Source organism: Kitasatospora sp. NPDC054768, assembly GCF_053612025.1.
Window position 1 is genome coordinate 46,161 of sequence record NZ_JBSHBN010000041.1, and the last position, 13,320, is coordinate 59,480.

At 67.5% G+C, this 13,320-nt stretch carries 12 protein-coding genes and 4 pseudogenes; 4 read left to right on the forward strand and 12 right to left on the reverse strand.

The features are described 5' to 3' along the window. Window positions 1–3 precede the first annotated feature (3 nt). Window positions 4–102 (forward strand): annotated as a pseudogene (locus ACWGKU_RS15345) (SAM-dependent methyltransferase); the annotation flags it as partial. A 65-nt stretch (window positions 103–167) separates the two neighbouring features. On the opposite strand, the pseudogene ACWGKU_RS15350 reads toward ACWGKU_RS15345, so the two are convergent. The 3 genes and pseudogenes from ACWGKU_RS15350 to ACWGKU_RS15360 all read right to left on the reverse strand — a co-directional run. Then, a pseudogene (locus ACWGKU_RS15350) lies at window positions 168–301 on the reverse strand (IS630 family transposase); the annotation flags it as partial. A gap of 112 nt (window positions 302–413) precedes the next feature. Continuing rightward, window positions 414–941 carry a ferredoxin gene (locus tag ACWGKU_RS15355; protein WP_331768565.1) on the reverse strand — a complete coding sequence of 176 codons (528 nt, stop codon included), beginning with the start codon at window positions 939–941 and terminating at the stop codon, window positions 414–416. Window positions 942–1,675: 734 nt separating this feature from the next. Further along, a complete protein-coding gene (locus tag ACWGKU_RS15360; protein ID WP_331768563.1) occupies window positions 1,676–2,842 on the reverse strand; it encodes a site-specific integrase in 1,167 nt (388 codons plus the stop codon). A 205-nt stretch (window positions 2,843–3,047) separates the two neighbouring features. Between ACWGKU_RS15360 and ACWGKU_RS15365 the strand changes: the two genes are divergently transcribed. Both ACWGKU_RS15365 and ACWGKU_RS15370 read left to right on the forward strand, forming a co-directional pair. Beyond that, a complete protein-coding gene (locus ACWGKU_RS15365) occupies window positions 3,048–3,488 on the forward strand; it encodes a hypothetical protein (protein ID WP_331768562.1) in 441 nt (146 codons plus the stop codon). 955 nt (window positions 3,489–4,443) lie between these two features. Further along, window positions 4,444–5,524 (forward strand): IS630 family transposase gene (locus tag ACWGKU_RS15370; RefSeq protein ID WP_421813756.1). Its coding sequence is split into 2 segments (ribosomal slippage): window positions 4,444–5,018 and window positions 5,017–5,524, totalling 1,083 coding nucleotides; the frame shifts between segments, so codons are not numbered across the junction. A gap of 10 nt (window positions 5,525–5,534) precedes the next feature. Here the strand turns inward: ACWGKU_RS15370 and ACWGKU_RS15375 are convergent. The 8 genes and pseudogenes from ACWGKU_RS15375 to ACWGKU_RS15410 form a co-directional block, all read right to left on the reverse strand. Then, window positions 5,535–6,539 carry a tellurite resistance/C4-dicarboxylate transporter family protein gene (locus tag ACWGKU_RS15375; RefSeq protein WP_331768561.1) on the reverse strand — a complete coding sequence of 335 codons (1,005 nt, stop codon included), beginning with the start codon at window positions 6,537–6,539 and terminating at the stop codon, window positions 5,535–5,537. A gap of 538 nt (window positions 6,540–7,077) precedes the next feature. Continuing rightward, window positions 7,078–7,200: pseudogene (locus tag ACWGKU_RS15380) on the reverse strand (transposase); the annotation flags it as partial. Between the two features lie 184 nt (window positions 7,201–7,384). After that, window positions 7,385–7,786: a hypothetical protein gene (locus tag ACWGKU_RS15385; RefSeq protein ID WP_401044099.1), complete on the reverse strand. Its 402-nt coding sequence runs from the start codon at window positions 7,784–7,786 to the stop codon at window positions 7,385–7,387. Between the two features lie 58 nt (window positions 7,787–7,844). Continuing rightward, complete coding sequence (locus ACWGKU_RS15390) at window positions 7,845–8,216, reverse strand: transposase (RefSeq protein ID WP_331768894.1); 372 nt, start codon at window positions 8,214–8,216, stop codon at window positions 7,845–7,847. Window positions 8,217–8,234: 18 nt separating this feature from the next. After that, a complete protein-coding gene (locus ACWGKU_RS15395; protein ID WP_331768559.1) occupies window positions 8,235–9,089 on the reverse strand; it encodes a transposase in 855 nt (284 codons plus the stop codon). Beyond that, complete coding sequence (locus ACWGKU_RS15400) at window positions 8,984–9,334, reverse strand: transposase family protein (RefSeq protein ID WP_421813767.1); 351 nt, start codon at window positions 9,332–9,334, stop codon at window positions 8,984–8,986. The genes ACWGKU_RS15395 and ACWGKU_RS15400 overlap by 106 nt, the downstream gene beginning before the upstream one ends. A 91-nt stretch (window positions 9,335–9,425) precedes the next feature. Continuing rightward, a complete protein-coding gene (locus ACWGKU_RS15405) occupies window positions 9,426–9,851 on the reverse strand; it encodes a hypothetical protein (RefSeq protein ID WP_331768558.1) in 426 nt (141 codons plus the stop codon). Between the two features lie 366 nt (window positions 9,852–10,217). Next, window positions 10,218–11,312 (reverse strand): hypothetical protein, encoded by a 1,095-nt coding sequence (locus ACWGKU_RS15410; RefSeq protein WP_331768557.1) that lies wholly within the window; start codon window positions 11,310–11,312, stop codon window positions 10,218–10,220. A 557-nt stretch (window positions 11,313–11,869) separates the two neighbouring features. On the opposite strand from ACWGKU_RS15410, the gene ACWGKU_RS15415 reads away from it, so the two are divergent. Beyond that, window positions 11,870–11,986: a hypothetical protein gene (locus tag ACWGKU_RS15415; RefSeq protein WP_421813766.1), complete on the forward strand. Its 117-nt coding sequence runs from the start codon at window positions 11,870–11,872 to the stop codon at window positions 11,984–11,986. Window positions 11,987–12,011: 25 nt separating this feature from the next. Here the strand turns inward: ACWGKU_RS15415 and ACWGKU_RS15420 are convergent. After that, window positions 12,012–13,130 (reverse strand): annotated as a pseudogene (locus ACWGKU_RS15420) (IS630 family transposase); the annotation flags it as partial. Between the last annotated feature and the right edge of the window lie 190 nt (window positions 13,131–13,320).

The following is a 13,320-nucleotide window of genomic DNA, read 5'->3' on the forward strand; positions in this document are numbered from 1 at the left end:
GGTCTGGCCGGTACCGGCCTCGTCACAGTGGCTCGGTTGCCCCACGACCCAGCGTCCGAACGGGGCTTCCTCGACACCCACCTGCTGGCCCGCCGCCCGTAGAGCGTGGCCTGGGTCAGGGTGGTGTAGATCATCCGCGCGTGGATGAAGCTCGTCTACTGAGGTTTTCAGGGCGGAGTTGGTGGAGCGAGTGACAGGCCGGTGCCGGTCAGGCATCCCTCGATGAGGGCTGGCTGGAGCTGGATGTGTCGCAGGCCTCGGCGGAGCGGGTGAGGTGGTCGGCGTCGGTGAAGGCGGCGCTCTGCGGCAACTCGCCAACCGGCTCGCCGGTATCCTCCACGGCTGTCTCAAGACCGGCACGCCGTACGACGAGGCGACAGCTTGGTCCCAGCGATTCCACTCGCCGCGTGACGCTACAGCGCGGGCAACCGGTCAACGGGGGTGGGGGACCGCCGCTCTTCCAGCCAGTAGAGGTAGATCCGCAGGTCAGTTGCCAGATCACCGGCGATGTAGAGCTCGAAGTCGCGAACGGCGGCGGCTATGCCCTGGCCTGCCCAGGCATCGCCCTCATCCCACTTGCTCCGCTGATCGGACAGGTATTGCACGACCTGGCTGCGGTTACGCCACCACTCCCGGACCGTTTCCGGTGTCCATCGCGAGTCTCCATCACAGCCGTACCCGAGGAACGGGTCGTTGTCTGCCGCCTCGACCAGCATGGCCGTGTCCGCAGGCGTTCGGGGCTGGCGATAGACGTACTCGCTGAGGTACTCGCCTCCATAGAGGACGTGGGCGGGCGCCGAGAGCCGTCCCGTCCAGCAGGTGTCGGTCTCCCCGCCGTAGAAGGGCCCGGGAACGTTGAGCCACAGTCGGTCTTCCCAACGGCCCCGAAAGGCATCGCGGTCGTTCCCGAGGATGGCCGCCGGGTCGAAGTAGAGCGTCATCCGCCGAGACTAGGGCATTCGTTCGAGCTGAACGACGGGCCGCCGATGGGAAGGGGACTGCCCGGTCCCCCTGGGCTCACGCACTCGCCATTTGACTCTCCAGCTCATGGGATGTCCGTCAAGGCTACGCTGCGCGCCCGCATGATGGTGGCAGTGGTGCGGGCGAGCGGGGGTCGAAGCCAGCCGGCCCCCGCCCCGCCCTTCCCATGCTGCGCCTGGCTCCTGGTCGTCCTCCAGGCCGGTCCGGACGGCCGGATGGGGCCCGTTGTGCACTTCGAGGCGGAGGCCGGGGCGACGCTGCACGCCGCCCTTGCCCAGTACCCCGCCGACCTCGGTGACGACCACACCGACGAGGACGACGATGATGGCGGCCTTGGCGGCCGGGAGCTCGGCCTGCTTGGCGCTGTCTGCCGCCGGGCGGCGGGGATGACCCTGGAAGGCCGTCGAGCGGGCCCTCCAGGAGGCCCGGGTGGACGAGCGCCACGCCGACCGGTACGCCGACGCGCATGGGCACTGCACGATGGTGTCGCGCTGGAGGCGGAGGAGGACGTGGGTGTAGACGGTAGTCGGCGAGGAGGTCGAGCCGGGTGGCCCCACCGAGACCGAAGCAGCCCGCCGTCTTGCCGAAGACCTCAAGAGCGAGGGATCACCCGATTACCCAACACTTTCTGCGGCCGACTCCCATGGCGTGGCGGTAGTTCAAACGATCATCCTGCCGATAATATCGCTGCCCCCTACTGGGCGGGGTGGGTCGGCGGTGGCACGACCAGGGAGTCGAGGGCCTGTTGGGCCCGGCCGAGGTTGTCCTTGCCGGCGCGGCGCAGGCCGGCCTTGGCGTACTTCTCGACCATGGTGGTGGACTTCCAGTCCTCGGTGATGACCAGGATCTCCGCCGTGCTGTAGCCCTGGGCGGCGAGGTCCGCGGGGACGCCGGCGCGCAGGCCGTGGCTGGTGGCGTTCTTGGCGTCGAAGCCGGGAGTGCGGGTGACCATGCGCTTGAAGGCGCGGTTCACCGCGTGGCCGGTCATGCCGGTTCCGGAGGCGGGGACGGGCATGAGCCGGCCCCAGCGGGTGATGCCGCGCAGTAGCGGCAACTGCGGTTCGGCTTGGCCGAGTTCGGCGAGCAGTGAGATGTAGGTGCGGACGACGGTGATCGCCACCGGGTCGCGGACGACGTACTCGCGGCCGGTGGACCAGTGGTCGCTCTTGCTGGTGCGTTTGCCGACGACCATCTGCTCGGTGCCGTCCTCCAGGTGCTCGAAGGCGACGGAGTCGATGCGGTAGGCCGCCTGTTCGGAGCGCCGGGCGCGGGTGCGGTAGCCGAGGTGCAGGATCGTGAGGTCGCGCCAGCGGGCGAGCGGGGTGTCGGCGGTCGTGCCCTGCTGGAGGTGGGCGATGCGGGCGGCGTCGACGGGGGGGCTCGACTTCGAGGTGCGGCGAGCGCGGGCGTGTTCGGCGGCCTGCTTGCGGATCAGTTCGGCGGTCGCCTTCTTCGGGGGCCAGTTCTCGTACCCTGCACGGGCGTTGGCGTCGCGGATGGCGGCCATCGCCAGGCGCAGGGAGCTGACGGGCGCGCCCGTGCCGTCGCGGCCGCCGCGGCGGCGGAGGTGGGAGACGTAGGAGACCATGTTCGCCTCGCTGGTGCGCGGCCCGGGGTGGCGGCCGTTGTCGGCGCACCAGCGGGCGAAGTAGCGCCACTGTTCGGCGTAGGTCTGGCTGGTGCGCGCGGGCCGGGCGGAGGCGAGGTCGTCGGCCGCGTCCTCGGTCAGCGTCTCGTTGGGGTCGACCCCGGTGTGCGCGAACGGCGCGAGCGCCTGACCGTCGTTCACCAGCTCGGCGACGACGACCTCGGTGGAGCGCTCCACCAGGGCGGGCAGGCCGTCCGACGCCTCGGCATCCACGGGCGCTCTCCTTCCGGCACGGCGGGCTGATGATCCGTCCAGGACAGCCTATCTGTACCGGGCCCTGTGTTGCGTCCTCTAAATCCAGTTAGAGGACGCGATACATGCCTTGGTACATAAGCCGAGCCCGAGGTGCCGGCATCGTCTGTGACACGTTTTCCGAGGTTATTTGTGTTCAGCCCACCAAGCTGCGAAGGTGTTCGCCATGAAGATCACGATCACCGTGGAGAATCCGACCCCCGAGGTGCTGGAGAAGCTGCTCGCCCTCGCCACCACGCCGACGGCGGTCGTGACCGCGGTGCCCGACGACCGCTGGACGCCAGAGCGCGCCCGCTCGTACTACGACCGCCTGCCGCCCCGGGCCCAGCAGATCCTGCTCCAGGTCGTCGAGGGCGAAGGTGAGTGCGCCGCCGAGGAGTTGAAGGCGAACGGCCGAAGCCTCAGGGGATCCACCGGCGCGTTCCGTCGGGTGCTCACGGAGGGCAAGCGCACCGGCCTCTGGCCCGATGCTCTCCCAGTGCCGCTGCTCTCCCACATCGTCGGCGGGCAGCTCAAGAAGCTTGAGATGCCGGGGTGCGGCACTGAGCAGCATCCGCATCCTGCTTTTCGAGCAGGGCTGCGCGATCTGCTGCCGCATGGTCGCTGACAATCTCCTCGGGTGGGTATCCATTTGCGCGAGGTTTTCATCGGGACGAATCATGGTCATGTCGCCCGAAGCCCGCCAAGCGTTCCCTCGGGATGGACTCTCCGGGCATCCAGGGCGGTGTCGATCGATCGCGGGAATTGAATTCCTCGATCCCGTGTCAATCCCGAAGAATCGGCAAATTCTCCCTATTGTCGGCCGTTTCCTGTCTCGCGCCAGCTGCGGCGCACCTCGTGCCAGGCGCGGATGGGTGCCGGAAGCTTTTCCAGCATCTCGTGAAGCTGCGTTATGGCCGGAGTGGTGGCTCCGAAAGCGGGACCTGCGCAGCGTCGTCGCCAACTACCGCGGTGCCGGTGCGGTCCGGCTGGTCCTCGCCGGTGTGGTTGAGGACTGGGACGAACGGAAGCAGGGGCGGCGGCGCGGTTGGCATGGGCCTTTCGGTGTGTCGGCTCCAGTCCGAGCTGCCGGTGATCCACGAACGCCTCTCGCGTCGCCACGAGAACCAACCCGCAGCACTGCGATGGCACCTGGACAGGTCCGGCGAACTGGCAGGGATCCTCGATCGGGCAGGAGTCGATGCTTCTTTTCGGTCGATGCCTCCAGGCGCTCGGTCGGCGAGGCCGCCGCCACCGTGATCGAGGCAGCCGGCTGGTAATGACAGAGTCGGACCGATCTCGCCCAACCCCACTCCGAGCAACGGGCGGCGGCGGAGACCCTCGGCGCGCCACCGAAACTGCTGTCGTCCGGCCGAGTCAGACAGCAGAGGCTCTGCGTAGCGTGACATTCGACGCCTCGGTCACGAGATGCGAATCGCCGCGGAGAGCCGGCAGAAGACCGCGAGCCGGGTCTCATTCGCCCTCGGGGATCAATGGAACCGTGGTTACTGACTTCGGCGCTTCGGGGTGATTGGCTTGTTCGTATAGCTGACTGACGGTCATCTGCGCGCTATGCCGTTGGTATGCGATATGTGGATGGGGGCGGGCTGACGGCGAAAGGTCGGCAGCGCCGCGAGGCGGTGCGACTGGAGGCTGCCGGGTTGTTCGCCGATGGGCTGGGGCCGTTGGAGGTCGCCCGCAGGCTGCGGGTGAGCTCGAAGTCGGCTTACCAGTGGCACCAGGCGTGGACGAAGGGCGGGGCGGAGGCCCTGGCCTCACGAGGTGCGAGCGGCCAGCGTTGCAAGCTGTTCACGCGCTGCCAGGAGAATCTCGGCGCCTACCTCGAGCAGGGGCCGGCCGCCCACGGCTGGGACGAGGACCAGGTGTGGACCGGCGCGCGGGTTGCCACGCTGATCGGCCGGAAGTTCCACGTGTCCCACAGCGTCTCGGGCGCCACCCGCCTGATGCATCGGCTCGGCTTCACCCCGCCGGTCCCCGCGCGGCGGGCCGCCGAGCGCGACGAGCGGGCCGTGACCACGTGGAAGGAGGCGACCTGGACGGAGGTAAAAGCACCCGGGCGGCCTGCGACGGATGGATCTGCTTCGAAGACGAAGCCGGGTTCACCCGCAGGCCGCCCAAGGGACGCACGTGGGACGGCGCGGCATCACCCCGGTCGTGAAGGTCCCCGGCCGCGGCTCCGGACGGGTCTCGGTCGCCGGACTGCTCGCGATGCGCCCCGGCTCCCGGACCCGGCTGTGCCACCGGTTGCGGCGCCATACCGGGCGCAAAGGCGAACGCCGCAGCCTGTCCGAGCACGACTACATCGCTCTGATCGACGGAATCCACCAGCTGGTCAGGGCGCCTCTCGTGCTGGTCTGGGACCGGCTCAACACCCACGTCTCCCATGCCATGCGTGACTTGATCAGCGCGCGGGAATGGCTGACGGTGTTCATCCAGCCCGCCTACGCACCCGAGCTGAACGCGGTCGAGTACCTGTGGGCCCACGTCAAGCACAGCCTCGCGAACCTCGCCAACGTCGCCCTGGACCGACTTGCCACGCTCGTCCGCAATCGACTCAAACGACTCCAGTACCGCCCCGACGTCCTCGACGGCTTCCTCGCCGGAACCGGACTCTCCCTCGACCTACCACCGCCATCACATTGAAGCGCCGACGTCAGTATCCCTGGCATGCCGAGGTGGCGGGCAGCCGCAGGCTCCAGCCACCGTCCCTGTAGAGGTCACCGCGGGCGGGCGGCCGCGTATCTGACCACCCGACCAGTGTGGGCACGCACGCGGCGAGGGCGACCCAGAGCAGTACCTGGCCCGGCGTCCGCAGCCAGCCCACGGCTGCGGCGTCGGCGACGGACAGGGTGGCGACGGCCGTCATACCCATCGGGAAGACCGTCGCCCACCGCCTCATGTCGTAGCGCGGACGCGGCCAGCGCACCTCGGCGAAGACGAGGACGGCGTACCAGCCCACCGACAACGCGAGCGCGACGAGCGTGAGTGGACGCAGCGCGTCGTGCAGGGCGGTGCCGCGCCAGGCGGGCACAACCAGCAGCTTCGACCCGGCGAGTGCGCAGATCGCCAGCGTCCCGCCCGCCACCCACTGGTCGCCCGCGCCAGTCCGAACCTGGCCGCGGTCGAAGCGGACGAAGGCGACCGGGTAGAGCGCCAGCCCGAGCCCGAAGCAGACCAGCGCCGGCCAGGCGAGCCACCCGGACGGCAGCGAGACGGCCAGCGATCCGCCCAGCACTGCCAGGCCCTGTGTCGCGACACACACCAGGAACACCGTGCCCGGCAAGCGCCGCCGCCAGTGCCGCATCACCGCCGTGAGCAGCACCGGCCAGACCAGTACCGCTACGACCAGCGCGGCGACGGCGACGATCGACCGCCCCAGCAGTGCGAACCAGGTCCCGAGGATGGTCGGCGCGGCCACAGCGGTCAGCGCGGGCGGCGTCTCCGCCTCAGTCTCCCACCGGTTTCGGTCGCGCATCAGCCGCCGCACGAAGTCGACAGCGAGCGCGAGCCACGCGAAGGCGGCGAGGACGAGCAGAATCCGGGAGAGTGCCTCCTGCCCGACCAAGTGCAGCCCGATGGAGACGATCCCGGTCGCCATCACCATTGTTCCCGCTGCCGGGGGCAGCTCCACCCACCAGCCGGTCTGCCCGTCCCGCACACAATCACCCCCCTCACGGTGGGCGGCGGTGGGCGAGCCGCAACCGAGACGCCCTGCTTGCCTACGTAAAGCACAGCCTCCCGAAACCGACGACAGCAGGCTCACGGACAACAGCCGTTCACCGCATCAACTCTGGTGCACAGTCACTCGTACGAGGTGGTACATGTTGACTCGTACGCCGACACTCGTCCAACCGAGTCAAGTACCACCCCGACATCCTCGATGGCTTCCTCGCCGGAGCCGGACTCTCCCTCGATCTCTCACCGCCACCTTGAAGCGCCGAAGTCAGTAACTGCTGCCTGATTGATCCCCGACACCGGACCAGGGCTACGGGGATGGCCATACGGGGGAGCCGCCTCCGGCGCACCCGGATGGGTGCCCTTGCAGGTCAGGAGGGCTGTGTCGCGAAGTCGACCGCGAACTCCAGGCAGAAGACGGCCTCGTTGCCCCCGGTGTAGGCATCGAGCCGAATCTTGAACTTGGCCTTCGGAATCTCCCTCTGCAGCGTCTTGGTGCCTTCGACAGTGAACCGTCCTGTCGCCGACTGTACCGACCCCGCGGTGCCCGTGTACTGGCGCTGAACCCCGACGCTCGCGGTGCCCTTCTTCAGGTCCCCGGTCTCGTCGACGACCAGCACAGCGTCCTCGTCGCGGAGGTGGTCGACACAACTCACGATGATCAACGGTGGCCGCCTCCGTCTCTACGCGACCCAGCAGTACAGGCCGCCGCCCCGCCTGCCGATAGCTCGAGCCAGCCCAGCCAGATCGCCGAGGATCCCGGGTGTCAGCGGACGCGGCAGACTGGCTCTGGCGCGAGTTCCGTGATCTGGTGCGCTGGCCAGGCTTCTACGAATCCCGTGCGACGGTGATATCGACGACATGTGCATGCCCAACTGCGTCATCTACGTCGACGCGCGCCCGGTGGAGGCCTGGTCCGAGCAGGCTGGTCGTGAATCGGCTTTGTCCCATGATGTCCCCGACGACGAGCCGCCCGTCGGGCAGCAGGAGCGGCCCGCTGAACACGGTGGTGAACCCGAGGCCGGGACCGGCAACGCTCTCGGGATCGGCATGAAAGATCCGCACTCTGACCAGGGAGGTTTGCGGCTGTACTCGCACAACCAAGTGGGTCTCGCAGGCTGCGGCCGCCCGACCGCCGAGTTCGAGGGACGCCGGGATCCACTCTGAGGACCCCAGCGCGATAACTGGGTGGTTCACGTACAGGTCGAGCCCGGCGATCTGCACGGGCACCCCTTTCCTCGCCTCTCACGACGGTCAGCTCCGGAGAGTACAGACGGGCGCTGACACCTCATGTCGCGAGAAGGACCCGCTTTCGGAGGAGGTCGAGCTTCGCTCGGCTGAACATCTGGCGCTTGACCATCTTGATCCGGTTGACGTGACCCTCGACCGGGCCGGAGTTCCAGTGGAGCGTGAGGCCGGCCATGACCGCGTCCCAGTCCTTGCGCAGGCCGTTGGCGAAGCCTCGCAGCTCGGGCAGGGTGCTGGCCTCGGCGTCCGCGGTCCAGTGTTCGAGTTCCTCCTGGCCGCGACGGTTGACGAGCATCGAGGCAAACCGCGCGATAAGGACACAGGCCTCGTCCAATTCACGGCAGCGGTTGCGGAGTTCCTTCAGCAGGACACGGTCGGCCTCGGGTCGGTTGTCGGGGTGGGTGAGGATCAGCCTGGTGACCTCGCGGACCTAGGGGATCGGCGGGCGGGTGGTCGGCTTGGCGTTGTCGCGCAGACGGTGGATGAAGCGGCGGACGGTCCGCTCGCTCACGGTCAGGCCACGTTCGGCGAGTTCTCGGTGGAGGCGGTCGGCGCTGGTGCAGCCCTCGTTGAACCGGGCGATCAGGTAGGCGGCGTGGCCGTCCAGGCTGGTCTGCCGGCCGCCGGTGGGCCCCGTTCCTATGAGCTCGTCGGCGGTGGCGGCCCGCATGAACTTCCGCGCCGTCTTCGGGTCCAGGCCCAGTTCGGCGACGATCTGGCCGTGCCCCATGCCCTTGTCCATCAGCGCGTGGATGGCGGCGTGGCGCTCGCGGGTGCGCCGGGCCAGCCGTCCCTCGGGCAGCACCACCTTCTCCCTCTCCGGCGCTGGTGGGACCCACTGCGGGCGCAATCGGGCGACCAGCCGCTCGGCCGCCTCGCCGAGGTTCTGCCAGAGGTGAAACCTGTCCGCGACCTGCGTCGCCGTGCCGGCGCCACGGTCCGCGCCGTCGGCGTAGTAACGGGCACGGTCGCGGCAGACGACCTCGACCCCGGGATGCTCGGTGAGCCAGTCGGCCAGGGCGTTGGCGGACCGCTCTGGTAGCACCTCGACGGGGCGGCGGCCCTCGATATCGCTCAGGACCGTGCCGTAGTGGTGGCCCTTGCGAAGGGCGAAGTCGTCGACGCCGAGCACCCGGACCTTCCCGGTCAGCGGGTCGGGCAATGCGCGGATCAGGCGTATCAGGGCGTCCCGGCCGACCCCGTCCGACAGATACGCGGCCAGCCGGGCGCCGGCCCGGCCGCCGAGTGCGAGGGCGACGGTCTCGCGGACCTTCCGCAGCGACACGGTGCACCGCCCATAACGAACGTCAGGCCCAGGACCTGCTCGGCGAAGGTCCGCTTCCCGCACTCGGCACTGTCACAGAAGAACCGGCGGACCCGCAGGTGAAGCACCAACTCCTGCCCGGAGACCGCGGTGTCGCTGATCCGCCGCTCGTAGCCGCTGTGGACCCGATCGGACCAGGTCCCGCAGCCTGTGCACGACGCCCCCGATGTCCTGCCTCGGGCATGCACCCGGACCGACCGGCCCATCGACCTGACCAACTCGACGTGCAGCAGCGCAAACTGGGGGAACAAGACGGCCAGAAGATCAGCAACAGACACCCGACATGATCGCCAACCATCAAGATCTGCGGGCAGCTTTCACGGAACTCGCGCCAGAGCCAGATCCCACTGTCCCTTGACACCCGGGCGCGACCTCCGGGTCTAAGACCTCGCCCTCCGCTGCCCGCTCCTGAGCCCACAGCTCGCTGACCTCGACAAGCCTCGGCGTGTCGGCAACGGCGAGCGCGTCCTGCAGGGCTGTGGAAGCAGCCAGGACCATAGGGCCCTCTCCGTCGCCGGGGTCGGCGACGACCGCCGGTTCATCGGCTTCGACGAGTTCTTCAAAGCTCCGACCGGTGAGGATGCCCTCCCACTCGATCATCGCCTCTTCAACATCGAAGTTGCCGAACACCAGCGACTCGAAGGCCTCGCCGGGCCCGTGCTCCACGACTGCCGCCGCAGCCTTGTCGTCCGGCGCCACGAAGAACTTGATGATGATGCTCACCGGGGCATTGCTGCCCGCTCAGCCGACCCCTGGTCCACCCCGTCAGCCAGCCCATCTGCAACTAGCCGATCCACCGTAATCACCGGTCGAGCAACCATGATCGCGATCTACAGCTGGAGTATTAGCCAGCGTCGACGTTGCGCCTCGTAATGCCCTCTTGGGGATGACGGCACGAAGTCGGCAGCTGTGCTTGCCGCTGCCTTCGCTTCGCAGCCTCCTCCCCGCTGGCCAGCGACGCCAGCCCCGGGTGAACCTCGATTGTGAGGTTGCCGACGGCATCGGCGGTCACCGTGGCTTGGCCGATGACGGCGCGGTGGGCGGAGCCGTCATCAAGGTGAGGAGGCTCGGGTCGATGGTGCTGGCGGATCAAGAAAAGATGCCGCCAAGAAAGTCCCAACCGATCTGCGACGGCTGCCACCCAACACCTTCGTCCCATGCCTTGTGGTACATCGCGTGGTCGGGTCCTATACACACGATGTCCAGGCGCCCAGGGCCCCAAGTGGTGATCGCCGGCTGGCTGGAAAAGCTTCCTCCCAGGGGTTCCCAGCCATCCTGCGACGGATACCACCGATCGGTTTGCCATGACTTGTGATACATGGCGCCGTCATTGCCGAGTCCAACAATATCCAGACGTGGATCTCCCCATGAGGTTATGGCCGGCGGGCTGGTGAAATTGCCACCCAGGGGATCCCAATCAGTCTGCGATGGATACCACGTCCGCGCCACTCTTCCTTTATGGTACATCGCTCTATCACTGCCTATCCCCACAATACTAAAAGAGTCAAAACCCTTGGCGGTTATCGTTGGAGGGAGGGCAAGGCCGCCCCCGGCCGCCGTGTCGTGGGCGAAATCCCCGTCGAGGAAGTCCCAGATGAGCCCTGGCGGCTCAAACGGTCCGTTGGGGTCCCCGCCTAGCTTGTAGTAGATCGCGGCGTCGAGACCGAGCGCAATGATGTCAAACGGCCAATCGTCACTGCGGCTACATACTGCTGGCGTGCTGATGAACCTCCCGCCTAGGGCGTCCCAGCCGGTCTGGGATGGTTCCCAGATGCCATTAAATTTGGCTTTGTGGTACATCGCTCCATCGCGACCACGCCCGAAGACGGCGAAGCGGCCAGAAGGCAGATAGGTTACGGCTGGTCCGCTGGTGAACCCTCCGCCGATGAGATCCCAGCTGATATCTGGCGGGAACCACCCACTGCCGTGCGGCAATTTTTCTTTGTGGTGCATCGCTCCGTCAGGGGCGACACCGACTATATCGAGACTTTCCGGGTAAGACGAGGCTACTGCTGGCCTGCTAGTGAAATTGCCGCCCAGAAGATCCCAGCCAGTCTGTGAAGGGAGCCACCTGTCGAGGTTAAACTCCTTGTGATAGAACGCTTTATCGGAACCCATTCCGATTACATCGAGTACCGGTCCGCCTCGATTGGTTATAACAGGTGTGTGATGGTTGATCTCCATGCTCCTGGCCTCCAATAGTCGCGTCCACTGCACTCATCGGCGACCTGGTTTCCCCAGGGTCGAGCACAGCACGCCTGGCCATGGCGGGATAGTGACACAGCCCCAAGTCCACTGCGGCATAAGGGGGAACTGCCCGACGCGCGACACACCCCCAAACTCCGTCCACCAGCGCCACGGCAGCTTCGGGAGGGAGCGCCCTGCAGTCGCTGCTGCGGCGCTCTCATTCTCCTTACTTCATTCCAGCATGCAATAGCTTCAGACGAGTTGCATCTCCGCGACAACGGAGGCTCCGCCTCCGACAAACCCCATGTCAAAGCGCTTTCAGGCGCGCGAAGGGTTAGCTAGTTGCTCTGACCGTGAACGTTCACCGGTTGGGCCCGGGGTAGCCTGCGCCCGTGAAGGTCTATCCCCTCTGGCACATCAGCCACCAGAACGAAGCCGGCCCCAACGACGAGACGATTCACCTCGACGACGGGGTCGTGTTCATCGACGAGCAGGACGGCGACGACGTCAAGCTGCTCGGCATCTACTCTTCCGAGGCCGCCGCCGAAGAGCGGATGCGCCGCGCGCGTCTTCTACCGGGCGTCGCCGACGAGCCAGACTGCTTCCAGATCGGAGAGTACGACCTCGATGAGGACCACTGGACCGAGGGCTTCGTCCGCGTGCCGGTCTAGGTCTTCGGGTGAGCGATCCTGCCCACGCCGCTTCGGTGAGCGTCCTTCCTCCCCAGCGGAGGCCCTTCTCGCTGCGAATACGGGCGCGCTCTCTGCGCTGGGCTGTGAGGACGTCGGGGTGGCGGGCGTTGGCGTTGCGCCAGCGCAGGTAGGCGTGCAGCGTGCGGGTCTGGACCGTGTGGTTCGGATGGTTCGAGTTGGCGAGCGTGAACTGCCGCAGCGGTCCGAAGTGCGCCTCGATCGGGTTGGCCCAGGAGGTGTTGGTCGGGGTGAAGCAGAGGTGGACGTTGCTGTTCTTCGCCCAGCGCAGGATCCTCTTGCCGTTGTGGGCGGAGAGGTTGTCCAGGATCACGTAGACCGTGGCGTCGTCCGGCCGCGCGGCCCGGATCGACTTGAGCGCGGCCAGGGTGTTCGTCGTGCCCTTGCGACGGCGGTTGACGCCCCAGAGTTTGTCGTCGCCGACCGAGTAGCAGCCGTGGAAGTATGTGACACCGTGGGTCCGCGTGTAGGTCGCCGGCAGCCGGTTCGGCCGTCCCTGTTCGGCCCAGGAACTGCCCGCGGTGGGGCGGATGCCGAGCGGGCCGAACTCGTCGAACGCGAACGTGCGGTCCGGGAAGCGATCCAGGATGAGCTCGATCCGGTCGAGTTTGGCGTCGTACTCGGGGTCGCTGGACTCCTTCCAGGTCTTGGTGCGCTGGAAGGTGACGCCTCGCCGGGCGAGTAGGCAGCGCAGGGCCTCACGGCCGATGCGGATCACCCGACCGTGGACTTTGCGCAGGTAGGCCAGGAGTTTGCGGATGGACCAGCGGGTGAAAGGCTGGCCGAGCTTGGTCGGGCGGGTGATGGCCGTCTGGACGACGAAGTCCTCGTCGTCAAGGTTGAGTAGGCGGGGACGGCCTCCCGCCCACCGAGGGTCCAAGCAGGCCAAGCCGATCTCGTTGAACCGGTGGATCACGTCCCGCACCGTGTCCTCGTCCGCCTGCACAAGCTGGGCGATGACCGGGACCCGGTTGCCGCCGGCCGAGGCCAGCAGCATCATCGCCCGCCGATACCGCACCGTGTTCGTGCTGCCCCGACGCACGATCCTCTGTAACTGCTGCCCCTCCTGGTCGGTGAGTCTGCGAACCCTGACCGGCTCTGCCACCGGGCCCCCTTCCAAGCTGAACGTCTCGCGACATCCAACCGGCCGAGGGCCCGCCAGCGCCAACCCGGCGAACCTATGCGGTCACAGCACTAGGCCGCGTATTCGGTCGTGATCAATGGGTTCGGGTGAGGTCCTTGATCCAGATCATTGCGCCGCGGAGGTGAAGGCCGGCGAGGTAGCTTTCCGGGCT